The sequence below is a fragment of the Streptomyces sp. NPDC058877 genome, from assembly GCF_042742855.1.
In the GTDB taxonomy this organism is placed as follows: domain Bacteria; phylum Actinomycetota; class Actinomycetes; order Streptomycetales; family Streptomycetaceae; genus Streptomyces.
This window is the reverse complement of sequence record NZ_JBHYMF010000075.1, coordinates 1-18,817: the sequence shown is the minus strand read 5'-3', so window position 1 is coordinate 18,817 and position 18,817 is coordinate 1. Positions and strand designations below refer to the sequence as shown.

The window sequence follows — 18,817 nt, the reverse complement described above, 5'->3', positions numbered from 1 at the left end:
CGTCACAAGTCGATGGACGCGCGATCACGCGAAGATCACATTTCTGATGTTGCGTCAGTTCCCAGAAGGGGTGCGGAAGGGGAGAACTCCACCGGAAGCGTGCGCAAACCGCGCATGATGAGCCCGCCGCGCCACCGCAGTTCGGTCGGATCGGCGGCAAGTCTCAGGTCCGGCAGGCGAGTCAGCAGCGTCGAGAGCGCGGCCTGCCCTTCCAGGCGGGCGAGCGGCGCGCCCAGGCAGTAGTGGATGCCGTGCCCGTACCCGAGGTGCTGGTTGTCGCGGCGGGCGAGGTCGAGCACATCCGGTCCGTCGAACCGCTCCGGGTCCCGGTCGGCGGCGGCCAGCACCACCAGCACCGGGTCGCCCGCCGGGATCTCCTGCCCGCCGATGGTCAACGCCCGCGTCGCATAGCGCCAGGTCGCCATCTCCACCGGCCCGTCGTACCGCAGCAGCTCCTCGACGCCCGTCTCCAGGAGCCCGGTCTCCCCCGCGGCCAGCGAGACCTGGAGCCGCTCGCGCTGCTCGGGGTGGCACAGCAGTTGGTACACGCCGTTGCCGATGAGGTTGACGGTCGTCTCGAAGCCGGCGAAGAGGAGGATGAAGGCCATGGCGGCGGCCTCGTTCTCGGTAAGGTGCTCCCCGTGGTCGGAAGCCCTGATGAGGCCCGAGATGAGGTCGTCCCCGGGCTCCTCCCGCTTGCGGTGGATCAGCTCGGCGAGATAGCCGCGCATCTTCTTCACCGACCGGGCGACCCCGCCGCGCGGTCCCCCGCCGTGCCGGATCATCATCCCGGCCCAGTCCCGGAAGTCGTCCTGGTCCTCCCGCGGCACCCCGAGGAGGTCGCAGATCGCATAGATGGGGAGCGGGAAGGCGAACTCGTGGATGAGGTCGGCCGACCCCTTCTCCACGAACCGGTCCATGAGCCGGTCGGTGAGCTCCTGCACCCGCGGGGCGAACTCGGCGACCCGGCGCGGGGTGAAGGCCTTCGAGACGAGCCGCCGCAGCCGGGTGTGGTCCGGCGGGTCGATGTTGAGCAGATGCGTCATCAGCTCGGCCTTGCGCTCGCCCGGGATGCCCGTCTTGCCCTTTGCGTGCGGGGATTCGTCGTGGTGCGCGGGGTTCTTGGAGAGCCGCTGGTCGGCCAGGGCCTGCCGGGCGTCCGCGTACCGGGTGACGAGCCATGCCTCGACCCCGCTGGGCAGCGTCGTTCGGTGGACCGGCGCGTGCTTCCGAAGCCAGGCGTAGGCGGGGTACGGATCGCTCGCGAACTCCCAGGTGAAAAGGGTGGGAGCGGGCTCGGGGGTGGGGGCGGTGCTCACGCCACGACCGTACAGGGCGCCCCCGGGGAGGCACGTTCGTGGAGAAGGTGTGATCAAGCGGTGGAGGCCGTGCCCTAGATTCGTGCCGGTGGACCCTCAGCTGCTCAGAAGCACGTTCGCGATCGTCGAGAGACGCGCCGACCATGCGGTCACGTTCTTCTACTCGCACCTCTTCTGGCACAACCCCGGCGTGCGCGCGCTCTTCCCCACGGACATGGCCCCCCAGCGGGACCGGCTCTTCGCCGCACTCACCCATGTCGTGACCCGACTGGAGGACCCCGGGCTCGCCGACTACCTGGGGCAGTTGGGCCGCGATCACCGCAAGTTCCTCGCCTCCCCCGCGCTCTACGCGGCCGTCGGGCAGAGCCTGCTCGCCGCCTTCGCCCACGCCGCCGGTGCCGGCTGGACGGCCGAGGCGGAGAAGGCATGGGGCGAGGCCTACGGACACATCACCGATCTGATGCTGGCCGGAGCCTCCGAGGCGGCCCGGGCCGGTGAACCCAGCTGGTGGGACGCGGACGTCGTCCGGCACCAGAAGTACGGCGAGGACCTGGCCGTCCTGACGCTGCGGCCACGGCAGCCACTGCCGTTCCGCGCCGGCCAGTACGTCAGCGTCAGTTCGCTGCGGGTCCCGCGCGTCTGGCGCACCTACTCCCTCGCGGACGCGCCCCGACCGGACGGCACCGTCGAGCTGCACGTGAGCCGGATCGCGGGCGGCGCGATGAGCACGGCGCTCGTCGCGCAGACCGATCCGGGCGAGGTGCTGCGGCTCAGCGCTCCCGGCGGCGGACTCACCGCGCGGACCGCGCCGGGCGGGCTGCGCACCTACGTCTGCGGGGGCACGGGGTGGGCCCCCGTGCGCGCGCTCCTGGCGGAGGCAGCCGGGACCGAGCCGGACCTGGAGGGCCGGTTGTTCATGGTGGCGCGCTCCAAGGAGTACCTGTACGGGCGCGCCGAGGCCGAGCTCCTGAAGGAGCGCCTGCCCGGCCTCAGCGTCACCTACATCACGGCCGCGCCGAACCGGCGCCGGGACCAGGCGACCGAGCGGCTGCTCCAGGCGCTGCGGGCGTGCGTCCACTGGTCCGCCCACGACGTGTACCTCGCGGGACCACCGGCCTTCGTCACGGAGGTCGCCGAGGTGTTGGAAGAGTTGGGCACCGACCCGGCACGCATCCACCACGACACCCTGCCGTCCGTGGGCCGCTTCGCCACCCGGCCGAGCACCGCCGCCGAGCGCCTCCTGGGCCCGCCGGTCCCCGTCTGGCACGACCCGGCGGCGAGGGCCCCGCGCGAGCGGTGACGGCGGAGCCGCACACCCGGCGCTCCGGTCACGCGCCCCCTGCCCACACCCCGCTCACACGCCTCCCACGCACACGGCCCCCACGCGCAGCCCCTCCGCCCACACCCCGCTCACACGCCCTCCACCGCACGGATCGCGTCGCGGTAGGCACGGGCCGCCGCGCGCAGGGCCGCCTCCGGATCCACCCCGGACGCCTCGGCACGGGCGGCCAGGGCGAGCAGTTCGTACCCGATACCCTCGCCCGTCGGAAGCTTCACGTCGAGGCCCGCGGACCGCACCCGGCCGGCGAGCTTGGTGGCGAGCGCGAGCCCGGGCTGCCCGAGGGGCACCCCGTCGGTGACGGACTCCCGCTGCTTCTCGATCGCCTTGGTGCGCAGCCAGTGCGCGTGGACGTCCTCGGGGGTCTCGGCGGTTTCGTCCCCGAAGACGTGCGGATGCCGGTGGATCAGCTTCTCGACGAGCGTCCCCGCGACATCGTCCACGGAGAACGGTTCCTCCGCGTCCTCCTCCGCGATCCGGGCGTGGAAGACGACCTGGAGGAGGACGTCCCCGAGCTCCTCGCGCAGTTCCCGCCGATCGCCGTCCTCGATCGCCTCGACGAGTTCGTACGCCTCCTCGATGGCGTACTTGGCGAGACCCCGGTGCGTCTGGCGCGAGGTCCAGGGGCACTCGCGGCGGATGCGGTCCATGATCTGCACGAGGTCGAGGAGGCGGGCGCCGGGCAGGTCGTAGGAGCCGGGCAACAGCTCCAGGTCGGGCATGGAGACCCGTCCGGAGCCGGCGAGTCGGGCGAGGCCGTCGGTCAGCGCCCGGTCCCCCTCCCCGGAGGGCAGCAGCACGATCGTGCGACCGCCTTCGGAATCCACCTCCCCGGAGGCGTCCCCGGCACAGGCCGCGACGAGCTCCTCGGCCGTCGGCCGGAGGTGCTCGACGACGATCCCGGCCTCCCTCAGATAGGGGAGCTGGGGGTGGTGCTCGTCGGGGCAGAGCACCCGGTCGGCTCCGTGCAGCGCCTGCCAGGCGGGCCAGGACAGCAGTCCGGGGGCCACGCGGTGGCTGGCGGTGAGCAGGACGATGCGGCCGGGGCTCTCAGAAGTCACCCCTCGAACCTACCCCGCCGCAGGGGCTCAGGTTCCGGCCGGGACGGCGGCGGGGTCCTGGCTGATCTGACGGAGCCAGGGAGCGGTGGTGGCGGAGAGTCGGATCTGCGCGTCGTCCCAGGTGCCGTAGCGCGGGTTGACGTCGATGGCGAGCTCCTTGGACGCGGCGGAGAAGACGTCCGTCAGCTTCTTCTGGCCCTCGGCGCTCTCGGTGATGCCGAGCTTCTCGGCGATCTTGTTCATGAGGACGTTGCGGCGGACGAAGTCGTCGATCTGATCGGGCGCCACGCCCTGCTCCTGGAGGAGGACGGCCGCGAGCCGGTCCTCGCCGCCGCTCTGCCGGACGAAGGCGGTCCGGGTCTCCTGGAGCTCGGCGCGGGTGGCGGTGACGCCGTTGTCCGCGGCGACCTTGTCGACGACCCGGTCGAAGATCATGACGTTGAGCTTGCGGCGGCTGAGGTCGCCGGTGGCGGCGACCAGCTGGACGGACTGCGGAGAGGCCGCCTGGGCGGCCCGTACGTCCCTCACCTGCGCCTGGAGGCTGGAGACGTCGATCCGTTCGCCACCGACGACGGCCGCCGCTCCTGGGTGGGCATCGCTGCCGCAGGCGGTGAGCAGCGGGGCCGCGGCGAGGAGCGCGGCGGAGACGGTGAGCGCAGTGCGGCGGTGCAAAGGAGCCTCCCGGGCTGGTCGTGCGTCAGTTGAACGACCTTGCGGTGATCGATGGTAGGGAGTCGCCGGGGCCGGAGCCACCACTTCGGAGCGACTGTTTCCCCCAACGACTCACCCGTCACCCTGGTGTCGGCTTGTTCCGGGCCCGTCTCGCCCCCGGAACCGGCCCCTCCACCGAGTGTCGGACCGTCAGGACCCGGCGATCGCCCCGGTGACGGCCGCCCCGGTGGACGGGATGGCGAGCGCCCCCTCGCGGAGGGCCGCCGGGAGGTGTCGCCGCTGGTCCTCGTGGAAGAGGAGGGCGGGGCGGTCCTGGGGCAGGACGACGGCGCCACGCCCTTCCCCAGCCCTTCCTCTCCCTGGGAGGCCGGGGACGCCGCGGAGGGGTGACGCGCCCGACCGGGAGGGCGCCCGTCCACGACGGGCGCCCTCCCCGCGCCTTCGGACACCCACCCGGCCCCCACCGGACCATCGCCCGCGCCTCCGTTGATCGACACCTCCGTCGGGGGTATCTTGCATTACATGGTTCCTGGCGAAGCAAGATCAGAAGTGACCGGAAAGGTCGCCAGTCAGCTGCGCAAGGGCGTCCTGGAGTACTGCGTCCTCGCCCTGCTCCGCGACGGCCCGCGCTACGGCGTCGAGATCCTCGACGAACTGGCCGCCGTCAGCGTCATGACCACCAGCCAGGGAACGATCTACCCCCTGCTGTCCCGACTGCGCCGGGACGGCCTCGTCGACACCGAGCTCCGCGAGTCGGCAACCGGCCCCGCCCGCCGCTACTACACCCTCACCGCGCCCGGCAGGACCGCGCTCACCGCGTTCGCCGAGAGCTGGCCGCGCTTCCGCGACGGCGTCGACCACTTCCTGACCGCACCCCACGGAGGCTCCGCATGACCGGCACCGAGCACCCCCTCGTGACCGACTACCTCGCCACGATCGAACGGGAAGCGTCCTTCCTGCCCGCCGGCCGCCGCGAGGAGCTCCTCGCCGACCTGCGCGAACACCTCGCGGTCGCCATCGGGGACGGGCAGGAGCCGGAAGCGGTCCGAGCCGCCCTCGAACGACTCGGCAGCCCCTCCGCCATCGTCGCCGCGGCCCGCGCGGAGGAGCCCGAGCCCCCGACCGCCACGGCCACACCGGCCGCCCCGAAGCCGGAGCAGCAGACCCGGAGCGTCATCACCGCCGTCCTGATCGGCGCCACCGGACTCGTCGGCCTCGCCGACTCGCTCCCCGCCGTGGCCGTCCTCATCGCGGGCCTCGTCCTGCTGTGGACGTCCGACGCCTGGGACCGGGGCACCAAGACCCTCGCGACCGCCCTCACCCTCGCGACACCGCTCGTGATCGCCCTCGGCGGGCTGCTCCTCACCTACCGCCTGGACCCGACCACGCTGTTCGCCCTCGTCCTCACCGGCATCACCCTGCCGGCCGTGGCGGCATTCCGCCTGCTCCGCACCCAGAACCGGCCCCCGGTCGCCTGACCGGAGCCGGTCGGGCCGTGCTCCCCCACCCTTCCGCACTTCCGGACGACCGGACCTCCCCGCCCCCGGGGAGGTGCGCCGGGCAGCGGCTCGACGGCCGGGCCCGGGGAGGACCCGGGCCGGTCACGTGCTCCTGAGGACCACCAGGCGCTGGGTCGCCCGGGTCATCGCCACATAGCGGTCGACCGCACCCTCGATGCCCTCGCCGAAGGATTCCGGGTCGACGAGGACGACCAGGTCGAACTCCAGGCCCTTGGCGAGCGAGGGGGTGAGCGAGCGAACGCGGGGGCGTTCGCGGAACGCGGGGGCGCCGATGACGCAGGCGACGCCTTCGGCGTTCTCGGCGAGCCAGGCGTCGAGCACCGCATCGAGCCCGGTGACCTCGCCGTGGACGACGGGGATGCCGTTGGTGCGGATGGAGGTCGGCACGTTGGCGTCCGGGAGCGCGGCGCGGATGACCGGCTCGGCCTCCGCCATGACCTCTTCCGGCGTGCGGTAGTTGATGCTCAGCGAGGTCATGTCGATCCGATCGAAACCGACCCGTTCCAGGCGCTCGTCCCACGACTCGGTGAAACCGTGCCGGGCCTGGGCCCGGTCGCCGACGATGGTGAAGCTCTTCGACGGACAGCGCAGCAGCAGCATCTGCCACTCCGCATCGGTGAGTTCCTGCGCCTCGTCCACCACGACGTGTGCGAAGGGGCCGTCCAGGGGCTCCCGCTCGACGGCCGGCAGGGCGCCCTCGTCGACCAGGCGGTTCTGGAGGTCCTTGCCGCGCAGCATGGTGACCGCGCCCTCGCCGTCCGCATCGGCCGCGACGATGCTGTCGATGACCCCTGCCATCCGCTCGCGTTCGGCGGCGGCGGACGCCTTGCGGCGCAGCCGGATCCGGGCCGTTTCCGGGTCACCGAGCCGCTGTCGGGCCGCGTCCAGGAGCGGTAGGTCCGAGACCGTCCACGCCCCGGGATCCGTGCGCCGCAAGCGCTTCGCCTCGTCGGGGGTCAGCCAGGGCGCGCACAGCCGCAGGTACGCGGGGACCGTCCAGAGGTCGCCGACGAGGTCGGCGGCCTCCAGCATCGGCCAGGCGCGGTGCAGCGCCCCGACCAGCTCCCGGTCCCGGCGCAGCGCCTTCCGGAACCGCTCCTCCGGAACCTCCTCGCCGTCGTACTTGTCGAAGAGGATCGAGACCAGGTGCTCCCAGACCTGGTCGCGGGCCTCGTTGTGCGGGGTCCCCGGTTCCGCCGCGTCGAAGGCTTCCGCCCAGTCGGCTGCGCTCAGCCGGATGTCCGTCCCGTGGGTGGAGACGGTCATCGCTTCGGTGGGCGGTTCCTCGTAGAAGCGGACGGCCTTCTCGATCGCCCTCACCATGTCCGCGGAGGACTTGAGTCGGGCCGCCTCGGGGTCGGTCTCGGTCGCCGCCCGCGCGCCCTCGGCGACCAGGTCCCGCACGGTGCAGGTGCGGACGCCCTCCTCGCCGAGGCTGGGCAGCACGTCGGCGACGTACGCCAGGTAGGGCTGGTGCGGGCCGACGAAGAGGACGCCGCCGCGGCGGTGCCCGAGGCGCGGGTCGGAGTAGAGGAGGTGGGCGGTGCGGTGCAGGGCGACGACCGTCTTTCCCGTGCCGGGGCCGCCGTCGACGACGAGGGCTCCGCGCGAGCCCGCGCGGATGATGGCGTCCTGGTCGGACTGGATGGTGGCGAGCACGTCACGCATCCGGGGCGAGCGGCTGCCGCCCAGTCCGGCGATGAAGGCGGACTGGTCGTCGAGCGCGGCGTGTCCTTCGAGGCCCTCGGCGGTGAAGACCTCGTCCCAGTAGTCGGTGACCCGGCCGCCGGTCCAGCGGTAGCGCCGGCGGCTCGCCAGCCCCATCGGACGGGCGTGCGTCGCGGCGAAGAACGGCTCCGCCGCCGGGGAGCGCCAGTCGATGAGGAGTCGGCGACCGGTGCCGTCGGTGAGTCCGAGCCGCCCGATGTAGACGGGTTCGGCCCCGTCTTCGCCGACGACCCGCCCCAGGCAGAGGTCGAGCCCGAAGCGGCGCAGCGTACGCAGCCGGCCGCTGAGGCGGTGGATCTCCGCGTCCCGGTCCATCGCCTCCCGGCCGATGCCCCCGGGCGCCTTCCGTTCGGCGTCCAGTCGCGCCGACAGTTCGGCGATCGACTCGTCGAGGCAGGCGGCGATGGCGGCGAAGTGCCGCTCATCGGCGGCGATGAGCGCCGGGTCCGCCTTGGGCGCAAGGGTGCCGGCGAGATCGAACACCTCGGCGATCAGAGATGACACGTCGTGATTACCCCGTTTTCACAGCTTCTGGATGTCGTCGAGGAGCGATTCTGCGCCACGACGGGGGCCTTGCCGCAAGGCCCCCCGTGCGCTATACGTTGGAACAGAGGAAAGGGCCGGAACCCCAGGGGTTCCGGCCCTTTCGTCGCTGTCGCGGGAGGCGTGCGACTACTTCGCGGGGACCTCGTCCATGCAGAGGACGAACTTGTCGGCGTCCCACTGCTGCGCCAGGGCGACCTGGCCGACCTCGCCGCACTTGTCGAGGTCGAAGGTGTTGTCGATGACCTTGATGACCTTGTAGAGGTCGGCCTTGCCGGAGGAGCAGTCCGCTGCGTCGACCTTCGGGTCGTTCTCGGGACCGGTCACCACGACGCACTCGCCGGCCTTGGCGTGCACCGGCGCGTCGCCCGTGAAGTAGGGGATGCCGAGCTTGACGGCAACGGCGACGACGATCGCCACGACGACGCCGCCGACCTTCTTCAGGAGGGCGCCACCCTTCTTGGCGGGAGCAGCGGGCTGCTGCTCGGGGGTGGAGGGAGCGGGGGGCGTCGTCATGTGGACTTCCTCGAGGAGATGGAAACGATCAGACGCGAACGTTACATCTAACAAAAACGACAAAAAGGATCATGGGGAATCGTTTCCCCATCAGTTGTCGAGTCGTGATCCTGTCGCCTCGTCAGAGGCCGCGGTACGGGGCCCTCCCGGGGCCGGGACCGGCCGCGAAAGGACCGGGACCGACCGCGGGCGGGAGTACCGGCGCTCCCCGGAAGGCGGCCCCGCCCCGGACCCTCAGGACCGCTGCCCCAGCTGCCGCTGGTGGTCCAGTGCCCGTCGCAGGTCCACCGGGAGGTGGTGGTACGGGCCGTAGGCGCGCTCCGCGTCGAACAGCAGCCGCTGGAGCTCGTCCTGCCCCGCCGCGTACTCGCCCGCGGCCAGGAGCAGCAGCCCGATCCGCTGCCGGACGTCGAAGGCCCGGGCCGGCTCCCGCTCGTAGTGCGGGAGGACCGCACGGAACTCCGCGAGCGCCGCGGCCGTCTCCCCCAACTGCTCCAGGCACAGGGCCGCGTCATGGCGGAACTGCAGGAGCTGCAGGTCCCCCGGACCCGCCTCCGCGGCGCGGTCCTCCGCGAGCCGACGCAACTCAGGCAGTGCGCGCCGGTACTGGCCGTCGTCCATCAGCGTGGACGCGTACTGCTTGCGCAGGATGCGGACGACCGGCGAGCGCTCGCCGTGCTCGGCCGCGGCAGCGGGCAGGAGGCCGCCGAGCATGTCCACGGCCTGGGTGAGCGACCCCTCCGCGAGCAGCCGCTTCACCTCGTCGACGGCCGCGGCGACGTCGGTGCGCGCCGGCGGTTCCCCGCGCGCGAACACCCGCGGGTCGGTCCGGGGATCGTTCGGCGGGGGCGGCACCGGCGCGGGTGCCGACGGCGGGGCGGGCACCGGAAGGGGCGGTGCCGGCACCGACGGGACCGCGGCGGCCCGGGCCGCCGCCCGTTCCGGCCAGGGTGCGTGCGGTCGCAGGAACGGGCGCGTCGGGTCCATCGGGCCGGCCGGGACACCGCGCGCGGGAAGCAGCGGCAGCAGGTGCTCGTACACCTCGTGCGCGCCGGACGCCCGCTCCTGCGGGTCCTTGGCGAGCAGCCTCAGCACCAGCGCTTCGAGCGCTTCCGGGACCTCGGGCCGCAGCTGTCGGACCGGCACGGGCGGCTCGTGCAGGTGCCGGTGCAGCACGCCGAGGGCGGTCGAGCCCTGGAAGGGAACGTTCCCGCTGAGGAGTTCGTGGAGGAGGATGCCGAGCGCGTACAGGTCGGCGGCGGGGCCCACGGCACCGCCCATGGCCTGCTCCGGTGCCATGTACGCCGGGCTGCCGATGGGCGAGCCGGTCTGGGTGAGCCGGGTGGTGTCCGTGTCCAGGACGGAGGCCACGCCCAGGTCGAGGACGGTCACCGTGCCGTCCGGGCGCACCATCACGTTCCGCGGTTTGAGGTCGCGGTGCACGATCGGCACCGCGTGCACGGCGGCCAGCACCGCGCAGAGCTGCGCGGCGACGCAGACCGCCCACTCCCAGGGGTACGGGTCGTGCTCGGCCAGGTGGTCGGCGAGGTCGGCGCCCTGCACGTACTGCATGACGAGGTAGAGGTCGTCGCCGTCGCTGCCCGCGTCGTGCACGGTCACCAGACCGGGGTGGTCGACCTGCGCGGTCACCCGGCACTCCCGCACGAAGCGGCGCCGCAGCTCCTCGGCCGCGGTGGCCGGGCCGGTCATGGTGGCCGGCCGCAGCAGCTTCACCGCGACCCGGCGGTCGAGGCGGCCGTCGTACGCCGTCCAGACCTGCCCCATCCCGCCCTGCCCGATGACGGTGGCGAGTTCGTAGCGCCCCCCGATGACCCGCCCGTTCACCTGCCGCCGTCACCTTCCCGTGGATTCCCGGAGGCGTCCTTCCTCAGCAGGTCGCTGAGCTCGTCGAGCTCGGCACGGACCTGGTCGATCCGGTGTCCGGGCACGGCGGGTTGCGGGGGTGCCGGCACCGCGGGCGGCTGGGGCGCGGGCGGTGCGTAGGCGTACGGGTGGGCGCCTCCGCCGGCGCTCGGCACCGTGGCGGCCGTGCCGTACCCGTACCCCGTCGAAGGGTACGGGTGCGTGGCCGCGCCGCCTCCGGAAAGCTGCCGGAGCTCCACCACCAGGTAGTGGGTGAGGGAGCCGGCCACCAGGAGCACCATGACGCCGACGCCGATGAAGGACTCGACGGTGCTGGGGTCCTCGTCCCCGGTGGCCGCCGCATACGCGAACAGGCCCACCGACAGCAGGAAGACCGTGCCGAAGAGCACCCAGTCGCGCGCCCGGCGGGTGACGCTCGCGAGGTGCAGCAGCGGCACCCAGGCCAGGAAGCCGCAGCTGAGCAGGGCGAAGGCGGAGAAGAAGACGAGGAGCGCGATACGGCCGCCGGAGACGGGGCTCTTCGGCGGCTGCGGAACCTGCGGGGCCTGCGGGGGGCCGTACATCCTGCTGCTCCTGCTCGAACGGATCGGGTGCGGAGACGAGCGTATACACCTCCGCCGACAAGGGCTCCGGGATGGTCGGAACCGTTGTCGAACAGATCAGGAGCAGGGCGGGGACGGGGTCAGCAGCGGGAACTCACGGAGCCACCGTGCCGTCCGCCAGGCCGTCGTACAGCCCCTGCACCAGTTGGTCCCCGAGGCGCGCAGCCAGCCGGAGCGACTCCTCGAACGCGGCGAGTTCCCGGAACCGCTCCCCGAACCGACGCTGCTCGACCAGCGGCAGGCGCGGCAACTGGAGGCGGCGCACATCGAGCCGGGTGGCGGTGGAGGCGTAGCTGCTGGCCTGCCGGGTGTTGGCCGTGGCACGGAGGAAGCCGGCCAGGAACCAGGGGTCGAGGGCCGCCGGATCGGGACGGAGCAGTTGGAGGTTGCGGCCCAGTGCGGCGCCCTCGGCGGAGGCGTCGACGACCCGGACGGCCGCACCGCCGCCGAGGACCGGAACGACGACGTCCCCGAGCGCGAGCAGGACCGGCTCCTCGGGGGGGCCGTCGGGCAGCATCCCGGAAGGCTGCTGGGCGGCGAGCACGTCGTGGTCGGTCAGGACCGCGACCGGGGCGGCGGCGGGGGCGGTGCCGACGCCGCCCGCGCGCAGGACCAGGGCACCGGCGCGTGCGAGTTCACCGACGGTGGTCGTGGGCCGGCCGCTCCCGGAACCCTCGGAGGCCGGGTCGGCGAGGGGAGGCGGGGTCAGTTCGCGGGTCCGGCGCAGGGTTTCGGTCAGCCGCTCGCGCACCCCGCTCAACTGGGCCGCGCCCTCGGCAGCGGCCGGCGGCAGAAGGTGGCGGGCGGGGGCGAGGTCGACGTCGTCGTCGAGGAGTTCGATGACCGGCACGGACCGGCTCGCGCCCGGGGTCCCGGTGACGGTCCCGTCCTGTTCGAAGGGCGTCCAGGAGTCCAGCACTGCGGAGTGGACGGCCGGCCAGTCCAGCCGGTCGCGGCCTTCCCGGCCCGGGCCCGTCTGCTCGGACGCGGCATCCACGAGGAGCAGTTCGGCGGCGGGGCGCTCGCCCTGAACGGGCCTGCGGAGCACCCAGAGGTGGAGCGGAATGCCGTACGGGGGAGCGGCGCCGGCCGGGAGGGCGACGACCGCGCGCAGGGCTCCCCTGCGGAGCAGGTCGGCGCGGATGCGACGGCCCGAACGGCGGGAGGCGACCGCGGGCGGCATGAGGAGGACGGCAGTGCCGCCGGGGCGGAGGCGGGCCAGGGCGTGCTGGACCCAGGCGAGCTCGGATTCGGTGCGGGCCGGGAAGCCGTACTCCCAGCGCGGGTCATAAGCCAACTCGTCGTGTCCCCAGTTCCGTTCGTTGAAGGGTGGGTGACAGAGGACGACATCTGCCGCGAGCGTCGGGAAGGCGTCGGCGCGCAGGCTGTCGCCCGACCTGACGCGGATGTCGGCGTCGGTGGCGAGGGCCAGGCGGAGGGCGGTGAGCGCGGCGAGGTCGGGATCGGCGTCCTGACCGCAGACGGCGCCGGGCCGCTCGACCGCGCTCAGCAGTCCGCCGGTCCCGGAGGCGGGGTCGAGGACCGTGAGCGGAACGCCGTCCTGGTTCCTCGGGGCGGTCGCGAGCGCCGCCATGAGGGCGGCGGGGCCGGGCGGGGTGAGCGTGTACTGGCGCGGGTTGGCGTCGAGGTGACGGCCGAGCAGGAACTCGAAGGCCGCACGGACCCCGGTTTCCGCCGCGAGCTCGGCGACCCCGCGCAGGAGCGGGACGGAGACGGCGAGTGCCGGTGCGGTGGGCGTGTGGACGGCCCGCTCGGGGCCGAGGCGCTCGGTGAGCTTCTCTTCCAGGGCGATGGGCAGCCCCTCCGCGAACCGCTGATCGGGGAGCTCGGCCAGCGCGGGCCAGGCCGCGGACCTGTCCCGCACGAGGAGGAGGGCACAGCCCGCGTGGACGAGGGCGGTGGCGGCGCCGGCCGGATGGCCCGAGACCTGCTGCCAGACGCGCTCCCTGAGCGGGACCTCGGCCAGCTTGCCCTGGGCGCGGAGCCAGCGTTCGACCTCGGCGAGGGCAAAGGACGGGCTGCTCTCCGTGCCGCCGACGGGCTTGGGGAAGTCGGGATGGCGACGGCGCCAGTTGCTGACGGCGGCCCGGCCGACCCCGGCGAGCCGGGCGATCCCGGCGGCGGTCACCTCGGCGGCGCTGGTTCCGGTGGCGTCCGCTTCGGCCGCGTGCCGTTCCGTGACTTCGCCCGTTTCCCCGGTCGCGCCTCCTTCGCCCTCCCCCGTTCGCCCCACACCCGCCTCCGCTGCGTTCTCCGACACGTGACCCAACTCCCCTGGCTCGCCATCCGGCTGTGACACCAATCCTAGCGATGAACACACGTCGCACCACTTCACAGCGTGAGTCGATTCATTTCCAGTGAACGATGTTGACTCGGTTCACAGGCTCTGCTGTGATTGCCTCATCGAACGAGGCATCCCCATCGTCCGGGAGGACACACCCATGTCGTACGACCCTCAGGTGCAGCCGACCGCCGCCCCGCGGCTCATGCGCAACGGCCTCGGCACCGCGGCCCTGATCCTCGGCATCATCGGCACGGTCTCCGGGCTCATCCCCCTCTTCTTCTGGCTGGCCGGAATCCTCGGCCTGACCGCCCTGGTCCTGGGGCTCGTCGGCAACGGCCGGGTGAAGCGCGGCGAGGCCAACAACAAGGGCGTGACGCTGACCGGCGCGATCCTGGGACTCGCCGCCCTGATCCTCTCGGTCGTCGGCGCGGTCATCACGTTCACGGCGGTCAGCGACGCGGTCGACGAGATCGACAAGGCGATCAACGATTCCGCCCCGCAGGACCCGACGGCGAAGGAGCCGACGGCGGACCCCGCGGCGACCGACCAGCCCGCCAAGGACCTCGCCGACGGCGACACCTCGGTCTACGACGACGACCTCAAGGTCACGGTCTCGGACCTGAAGGCGTACTCCCCCGGTGAGTTCGCGGTCGGCCACACCGAGGGCAACAAGGCGTACCAGGTGACCGTGGTCATCGAGAACGGCAGCAAGAAGGACTTCGACACCGCCCTCGTCACGCTGACCGGACGGGCCGGCGAGGGCGGCGTCGAGGCGGAGGAGATCTTCGACGAGAAGGTCGGCGCGGGCTTCGAGGGCACCCTCAAGCCCGGCAAGAAGGCCACCGCCACCTTCGCCTTCGACGCACCCGAGGACGCCAAGAACCTGACCGTCGAGGTCGGCCCCGGCCTCGACTACGACGCCTCCCAGTGGGAGCTGAAGATCGGCTGACCCCGGTCGGCCCGGCAGTCCCACGCACCCGCACCACGAGGATCGGGGCCCTTCGGGGCCCCTCCCCCCGTCCTCCTCCACCCCCGCCCCCGAAGCATCGCCCCGGAGACACCACCATGCACGCCGCCCCGCACGCCCCCCGTTCCCGCCGGACCGCCGCCTCGGCCGTCCTGTGCGCGGCCTTCGCGCTCGGCACCGCCGCCTGCGGCCCGGCCCCTGCCGACGCGAAGCCGACCGGCCCCTTCGGGGAGCTGTCCGGTTCGCAGATCGTCGACAAGGCCTTCGCCGCGACGAAGAGCGCGAAGTCCCTCACCGTGAACGTCGACCTGAAGTCCGCCGAGGAGCCGACCAAGGGCTACCTCTCCCTCGACACCCAGGGTCGGTGCACCGGCACGCTCACGCTGGACACGAACAACACGGCCGAGCTGGTCAAGGCCGCCGGCGACGAGAACGTCTACCTGCGCTTCGACGAGGCCTTCCTGCGCGAGCAGGTCAAGGACGAGACCCCCGAGGTGCAGGAGGCCACCCTCAAGGAGCTCCGGGGCCGTTGGATGAAGTCGCCCGCCTCCGACCCCGACAACAAGGACATGTTGGCGCTCTGTGACCTGAAGGACCTGCTCTCCGCGTTCGAGCCGGGTGCGAGCGGAATCACGAAGGGCGCGGAGACCACCGTCGACGGCCAGAAGGCGCTGGCCCTCACGGAAGCGGGCGACGGCGGCGAGACCAGCACCGTCTACGTGGCCACCGAGGGCACGCCCTACGTCCTGAAGATCGAGACGAAGGGTGGCGACGAGCCGGGGACGATCGCCTTCTCCCAGTACGGCAAGCCGGTCGAGGCGAAGGTCCCGGCGGCGAAGGACGTCGTCGCCATGGACTGACCCCGCCAATCGTGTCCACGACACGTGCGCGAGGGGGGCCGCCACAGGGGAGCGGCCCCCCTCGCGCATGCCCTTCCGGGCCGTGGTTCACAGCCGGTGGCGGACCCACACGTTGGGCTCGACGTAGACCGCGTAGCCGCGTGCGAGCTCGCAGTGGACCGGTACCAGGGCCCCCCGGACCTCGACGGGGCCGTCGGTGTCGAAGGGCAGACCGGTCCACTCGCGCCACTGCTCCAGGGAGCCGGAGACCGTCATCGAGGCCGGGGCCACCGACTCGATCACGCCTCCCGCGCTCACGTGGACGCGGAGCCACGCGTCGTGCGGCAGGCCGTCGGACTCGCGGGTGCGGAAGGCGTACTCGTGGATGGGGGCCGAGGCCTCCAGGTGCTTGCCGTTGGGTCGGACCGGGGCGACCAGCTCGGAGAAGCCGCGCGAAGCCGCGTTCTCCCGCATGGCCGCGAGCATCCGGTGCGAAAGGCCCTTGCCGAGGTGGTCGAGGTGGACGGTGACCTCGATCGCGCTCACGGTGTCGGCCTCCCGGCCGTGCCGCAGGTCGGAGAAGGCCCAGTTGAGGACCTCGTCCCAGCCGCGGGCGGGCAGCTCTCCGCGGCCTTCCGCGTCGAGCCGGAAGGGCACGCTGAAAGCGCGGGCGACGACCGTGCCCGTGGCGTCGGTGGCGACGAGCACGTACTCCGGAAGCTCCCGGACGATCCGGCCCATGTTGGCCCAGCCGACCGGGTCGTACAGCATGAAGTCGGGCCACAGGTCCTTCATGGACCACATCGCCCCTTCGAGTTCGGGACGTTCGGCGAGGGTGGTGACGTTCAGGTCCATGCGGCCACGGTAGGGATCACCCGTTGGGTCGCCCAAACGATTTTTCGCGCCCTGCGGACGCTAGGGGAGCTTCTGCTGCGGGCAGTCGGCGAGGACCCGCTTCATCGCGTCCCGCTCCGCAGCCGTCACCCAGACCCCGTACTTCTTCTTGACCGCGACCTGGCGGGCCACGTAGGTGCAGCGGTACGCCTGGTTCGGCGGGAGCCAGCTCGCCGCGTCGCCGTCGGACTTGCGGCGGTTGGTGGCGGAGTCGACGGCCAGGAGGTTGAGCGGATCGTTGGCGAAGCGGCGGCGCGTCTCGGCGTCCCACTTCTGCGCCCCCTTCTGCCAGGCGTCGGAGAGCGCGACGACGTGGTCGATGTCGACCTTGCTGCGACCCCGGACGTAGGTGACGGTGGTGCCGGTGTAGGGGTCGTCGGTGAGGGTGCCGGAGGCGACCTTGCAGTGGCCGTCCGTGAAGCGGACGCCGGCCAGGTCCCGCTTCAACACGTCTTCTCGGGTGCTGCAGCCGTTGCCGTCGACGTCCGCCCAGGGACTTCCGAACTCGTCCCGCTCGTAACCGGTCTTCGGGGCGCGCCCCCGGACGGTGAGGGTGTCCACGGCGGCGAGGGCCGTGCCGGGCGAGGCGGTCTGCTCGCCGGTGCCGCCGGTGCCCCGGGAGTCCGTGCCGGGCGAGCAGGCGGCGAGGAGGAGCGCGGCGAGGGCGAGCGTCGGTGCGGCGAAGGTCTTCCGATGCGTCAGCACGCTGGAATCCTAGGACGGAACGTTCCCGCAGGGCCGCATCCTCGCTCCCGCGCCCCCGCCCCCGCGGTTCGTCCTGCCCACGATCCGTCCCACTCCCGCCCGCCCTGCTCCCCGCTCCGGGGGGCTCCCGGTACTGCCGGTACTGCCGGCGCGGAGCGGAACCCCGGCACCGCTCCTCCGCCGCTCCGGCCTCCGTCCCGCCCTTCGGCGGGTCACGCCCTGCCGATGCCCAGGGTGTTCTCGGCGGGCAGCAAGCCGGAACCGATGACCGCCAGCCAGGGCGCTCCGAGCAGCTCGGCAAGGCGTGCGGTGTCCTCCGGACCGAGGGCACCCCAGGGGGCGGCGGCCAGCTCGTCGGTGTGGCGTTCGACCTCGGCGCGCAGGGCGCGGCCGGCTTCGGTGGCCACGCCCTGCGGGTCGAGGAGGCCACGGGCGGCCAGCCGGGTGCGGGCGGCTGCCCATTCGCTCGCGGTCCAACCGCGGCTCTCGAAGACCGGCTCGGGCGCCGCGCCGATCGCCGCGAAGGAGACGAGCGCCTCGACCGGGTCGAGCCCGGCGGAGAGCAGGGCGGCGAGGTGTCCGTCGCCGCGGTGCTCGCGGAGGATCGTCGCGGCCTGCCAGAGGACCAGGTGCGGAGCCTCCGGCCAGGGCAGCTCGGCATTGGCCGCGGCGAGCGGCCGTCCTTCGGTGCGGGCGGCCCCGGCCGCCCGTCGGGCGAGGGCCGCGGCCTCGGCGAGTGCGGGGCCGGTGACCGCCTCCTCCCCCAGGACGGAGCGGTAGGCCCGGTCGACGGCGCGGAGCCGGGCGGCGAGGACCTCGGCGGGGGAGGCCGCGGCCCAGGTGGCGGGAACGTAGCGGGCGACCATGGCGGGGCTGAAGCTGTAGAAGGCGGAGGCGACCCGGAGCGGGCCCGCGGGGCCCAGGGGTGCGGCGCGCCAGGCGAAGTAGGAGGGCCAGCGCTCCTCGGTGGCGTGGCCGAGGGCGGCGGCTTCGTCGTGGGCCTCGGGGGCGTAGTAGAGCAGGGCGTGCAGGGGCTCCAGCAGGTGCCACATCTGGCGCACGCGCCCGGGTTCCACGGGCTCGTGGTGGTCCATGGCGTCCTCCCTCACTTCTCCACCATTAACTTGTCACTGACAAGATTGCATCCACGAGGCTTAACTTGTCAATGACTAGATGCGGATTAGGCTGCTGCCATGACAAGCCGGAGCTCCTACCACCACGGCGACCTGCGACAGGCCGTCCTCGCCGCCGCCCTCGACGTGATCGCCACCGAGGGCCCCGGGGCGCTGAGCCTGCGCGACCTCGCCCGCCGCGCGGGCGTCTCGCACGCCGCCCCCGCCCACCACTTCAAGGACCGCACGGGCCTGCTCACCGCGATCGCCGCCCAGGGGTACGGGCTCCTCGCCGAAACCCTCGCCGGCACGACCGAACTGAGCGAACGCGGAGTGCGCTACGTCCGCTTCGCCGCCGCCCACCCGGCGCACTTCCAGGTCATGTTCCAGCCCGAGCTGCTGCGCGCCGACGATCCGGACCTCCTCGCCGCCAAGGAGCACGCCGCCGCCGAACTCCGCGCGGGCGTCGCCGGCCTGGAGGGCGTGCCCGATGCCCGCACCGCCGGCATCGCCGCCTGGTCGCTCGCCCACGGCTTCGCGACGCTCCTGCTCACCCACAACGTGGACGCGGCGCTGGGTGACCGCAACCCCGAGGAGTACTTCCGTGCGCTTGCCGGACTGCTCTTTGACGGCAGGGCGCCCCGACCCTCCACGGCGGACGGAGCCTGACCCGCGCCGCCCCGGGGCGGCCGGGCCCCGACACCGGCACCGAGCCCGGCACCGGCCGGAGAAGCGGTCCGGGGCCCCGCGCCCGTCGCACGCCAACACTCGACGCATCGCGGGGGGTCAGCTCGATTCGGCTGGTCGGCCC

Annotated in this window: 17 protein-coding genes; 6 read left to right on the top strand and 11 right to left on the bottom strand. The window is 73.0% G+C overall.

The genetic code is table 11. The annotated features are described in order from the left end of the window. Positions 1-35 precede the first annotated feature (35 nt). Entirely contained in the window at positions 36-1,319 is a 1,284-nt protein-coding gene (locus tag ACFW2Y_RS18960; protein WP_384880204.1) for a cytochrome P450, read from the bottom strand. Between the two features lie 88 nt (positions 1,320-1,407). On the opposite strand from ACFW2Y_RS18960, the gene ACFW2Y_RS18955 reads away from it, so the two are divergent. After that, positions 1,408-2,619: a globin domain-containing protein gene (locus ACFW2Y_RS18955; RefSeq protein WP_384880201.1), complete on the top strand. Its 1,212-nt coding sequence runs from the start codon at positions 1,408-1,410 to the stop codon at positions 2,617-2,619. A 110-nt stretch (positions 2,620-2,729) separates the two neighbouring features. Here the strand turns inward: ACFW2Y_RS18955 and ACFW2Y_RS18950 are convergent, their stop codons facing one another. Continuing rightward, entirely contained in the window at positions 2,730-3,719 is a 990-nt protein-coding gene (locus ACFW2Y_RS18950; protein ID WP_384880199.1) for a nucleoside triphosphate pyrophosphohydrolase, read from the bottom strand. A 27-nt stretch (positions 3,720-3,746) separates the two neighbouring features. Then, positions 3,747-4,391, bottom strand: a complete 645-nt coding sequence (locus ACFW2Y_RS18945; protein ID WP_384880196.1) for a SurA N-terminal domain-containing protein — start codon at positions 4,389-4,391, stop codon at positions 3,747-3,749. Positions 4,392-4,913: 522 nt separating this feature from the next. Here ACFW2Y_RS18945 and ACFW2Y_RS18940 point away from each other — a divergent pair. Beyond that, a complete protein-coding gene (locus ACFW2Y_RS18940; protein ID WP_384880193.1) occupies positions 4,914-5,285 on the top strand; it encodes a PadR family transcriptional regulator in 372 nt (123 codons plus the stop codon). Next, positions 5,282-5,869 carry an HAAS signaling domain-containing protein gene (locus ACFW2Y_RS18935; RefSeq protein ID WP_384880191.1) on the top strand — a complete coding sequence of 196 codons (588 nt, stop codon included), beginning with the start codon at positions 5,282-5,284 and terminating at the stop codon, positions 5,867-5,869. The genes ACFW2Y_RS18940 and ACFW2Y_RS18935 overlap by 4 nt, the downstream gene beginning before the upstream one ends. Positions 5,870-5,992: 123 nt before the next feature. Here the strand turns inward: ACFW2Y_RS18935 and helR are convergent, their stop codons facing one another. The 5 genes from helR to ACFW2Y_RS18910 form a co-directional block, all read right to left on the bottom strand. After that, complete coding sequence (gene helR, locus ACFW2Y_RS18930) at positions 5,993-8,143, bottom strand: RNA polymerase recycling motor ATPase HelR (RefSeq protein ID WP_384880188.1); 2,151 nt, start codon at positions 8,141-8,143, stop codon at positions 5,993-5,995. Between the two features lie 168 nt (positions 8,144-8,311). Next, positions 8,312-8,698, bottom strand: coding sequence for a hypothetical protein (locus tag ACFW2Y_RS18925; RefSeq protein ID WP_384880186.1), 387 nt, complete (start codon positions 8,696-8,698; stop codon positions 8,312-8,314). 234 nt (positions 8,699-8,932) lie between these two features. After that, a complete protein-coding gene (locus ACFW2Y_RS18920) occupies positions 8,933-10,543 on the bottom strand; it encodes a protein kinase (RefSeq protein WP_384880183.1) in 1,611 nt (536 codons plus the stop codon). Further along, positions 10,540-11,145, bottom strand: a complete 606-nt coding sequence (locus ACFW2Y_RS18915; RefSeq protein ID WP_384880180.1) for a hypothetical protein — start codon at positions 11,143-11,145, stop codon at positions 10,540-10,542. Before ACFW2Y_RS18915 ends, ACFW2Y_RS18920 begins: the two co-directional genes overlap by 4 nt. A 133-nt stretch (positions 11,146-11,278) precedes the next feature. Continuing rightward, positions 11,279-13,333, bottom strand: coding sequence for an N-6 DNA methylase (locus tag ACFW2Y_RS18910; RefSeq protein ID WP_384880238.1), 2,055 nt, complete (start codon positions 13,331-13,333; stop codon positions 11,279-11,281). Between the two features lie 313 nt (positions 13,334-13,646). Between ACFW2Y_RS18910 and ACFW2Y_RS18905 the strand changes: the two genes are divergently transcribed. Together ACFW2Y_RS18905 and ACFW2Y_RS18900 are read left to right on the top strand one after the other, a co-directional pair. Next, a complete protein-coding gene (locus tag ACFW2Y_RS18905) occupies positions 13,647-14,438 on the top strand; it encodes a DUF4190 domain-containing protein (RefSeq protein ID WP_384880178.1) in 792 nt (263 codons plus the stop codon). Between the two features lie 116 nt (positions 14,439-14,554). After that, a complete protein-coding gene (locus tag ACFW2Y_RS18900; protein WP_384880176.1) occupies positions 14,555-15,316 on the top strand; it encodes a hypothetical protein in 762 nt (253 codons plus the stop codon). Between the two features lie 87 nt (positions 15,317-15,403). Here the strand turns inward: ACFW2Y_RS18900 and ACFW2Y_RS18895 are convergent, their stop codons facing one another. The 3 genes from ACFW2Y_RS18895 to ACFW2Y_RS18885 all read right to left on the bottom strand — a co-directional run bounded on the left by ACFW2Y_RS18895 (position 15,404) and on the right by ACFW2Y_RS18885 (position 17,988). Continuing rightward, complete coding sequence (locus tag ACFW2Y_RS18895; RefSeq protein WP_384880174.1) at positions 15,404-16,150, bottom strand: N-acetyltransferase; 747 nt, start codon at positions 16,148-16,150, stop codon at positions 15,404-15,406. Between the two features lie 60 nt (positions 16,151-16,210). Then, positions 16,211-16,894 carry an HNH endonuclease family protein gene (locus ACFW2Y_RS18890; RefSeq protein ID WP_384880171.1) on the bottom strand — a complete coding sequence of 228 codons (684 nt, stop codon included), beginning with the start codon at positions 16,892-16,894 and terminating at the stop codon, positions 16,211-16,213. A 212-nt stretch (positions 16,895-17,106) separates the two neighbouring features. Continuing rightward, entirely contained in the window at positions 17,107-17,988 is an 882-nt protein-coding gene (locus tag ACFW2Y_RS18885) for a hypothetical protein (protein WP_384880168.1), read from the bottom strand. A gap of 99 nt (positions 17,989-18,087) precedes the next feature. On the opposite strand from ACFW2Y_RS18885, the gene ACFW2Y_RS18880 reads away from it, so the two are divergent. Further along, complete coding sequence (locus ACFW2Y_RS18880; protein ID WP_384880166.1) at positions 18,088-18,675, top strand: TetR/AcrR family transcriptional regulator; 588 nt, start codon at positions 18,088-18,090, stop codon at positions 18,673-18,675. The last annotated feature ends 142 nt before the right edge of the window (positions 18,676-18,817 follow it).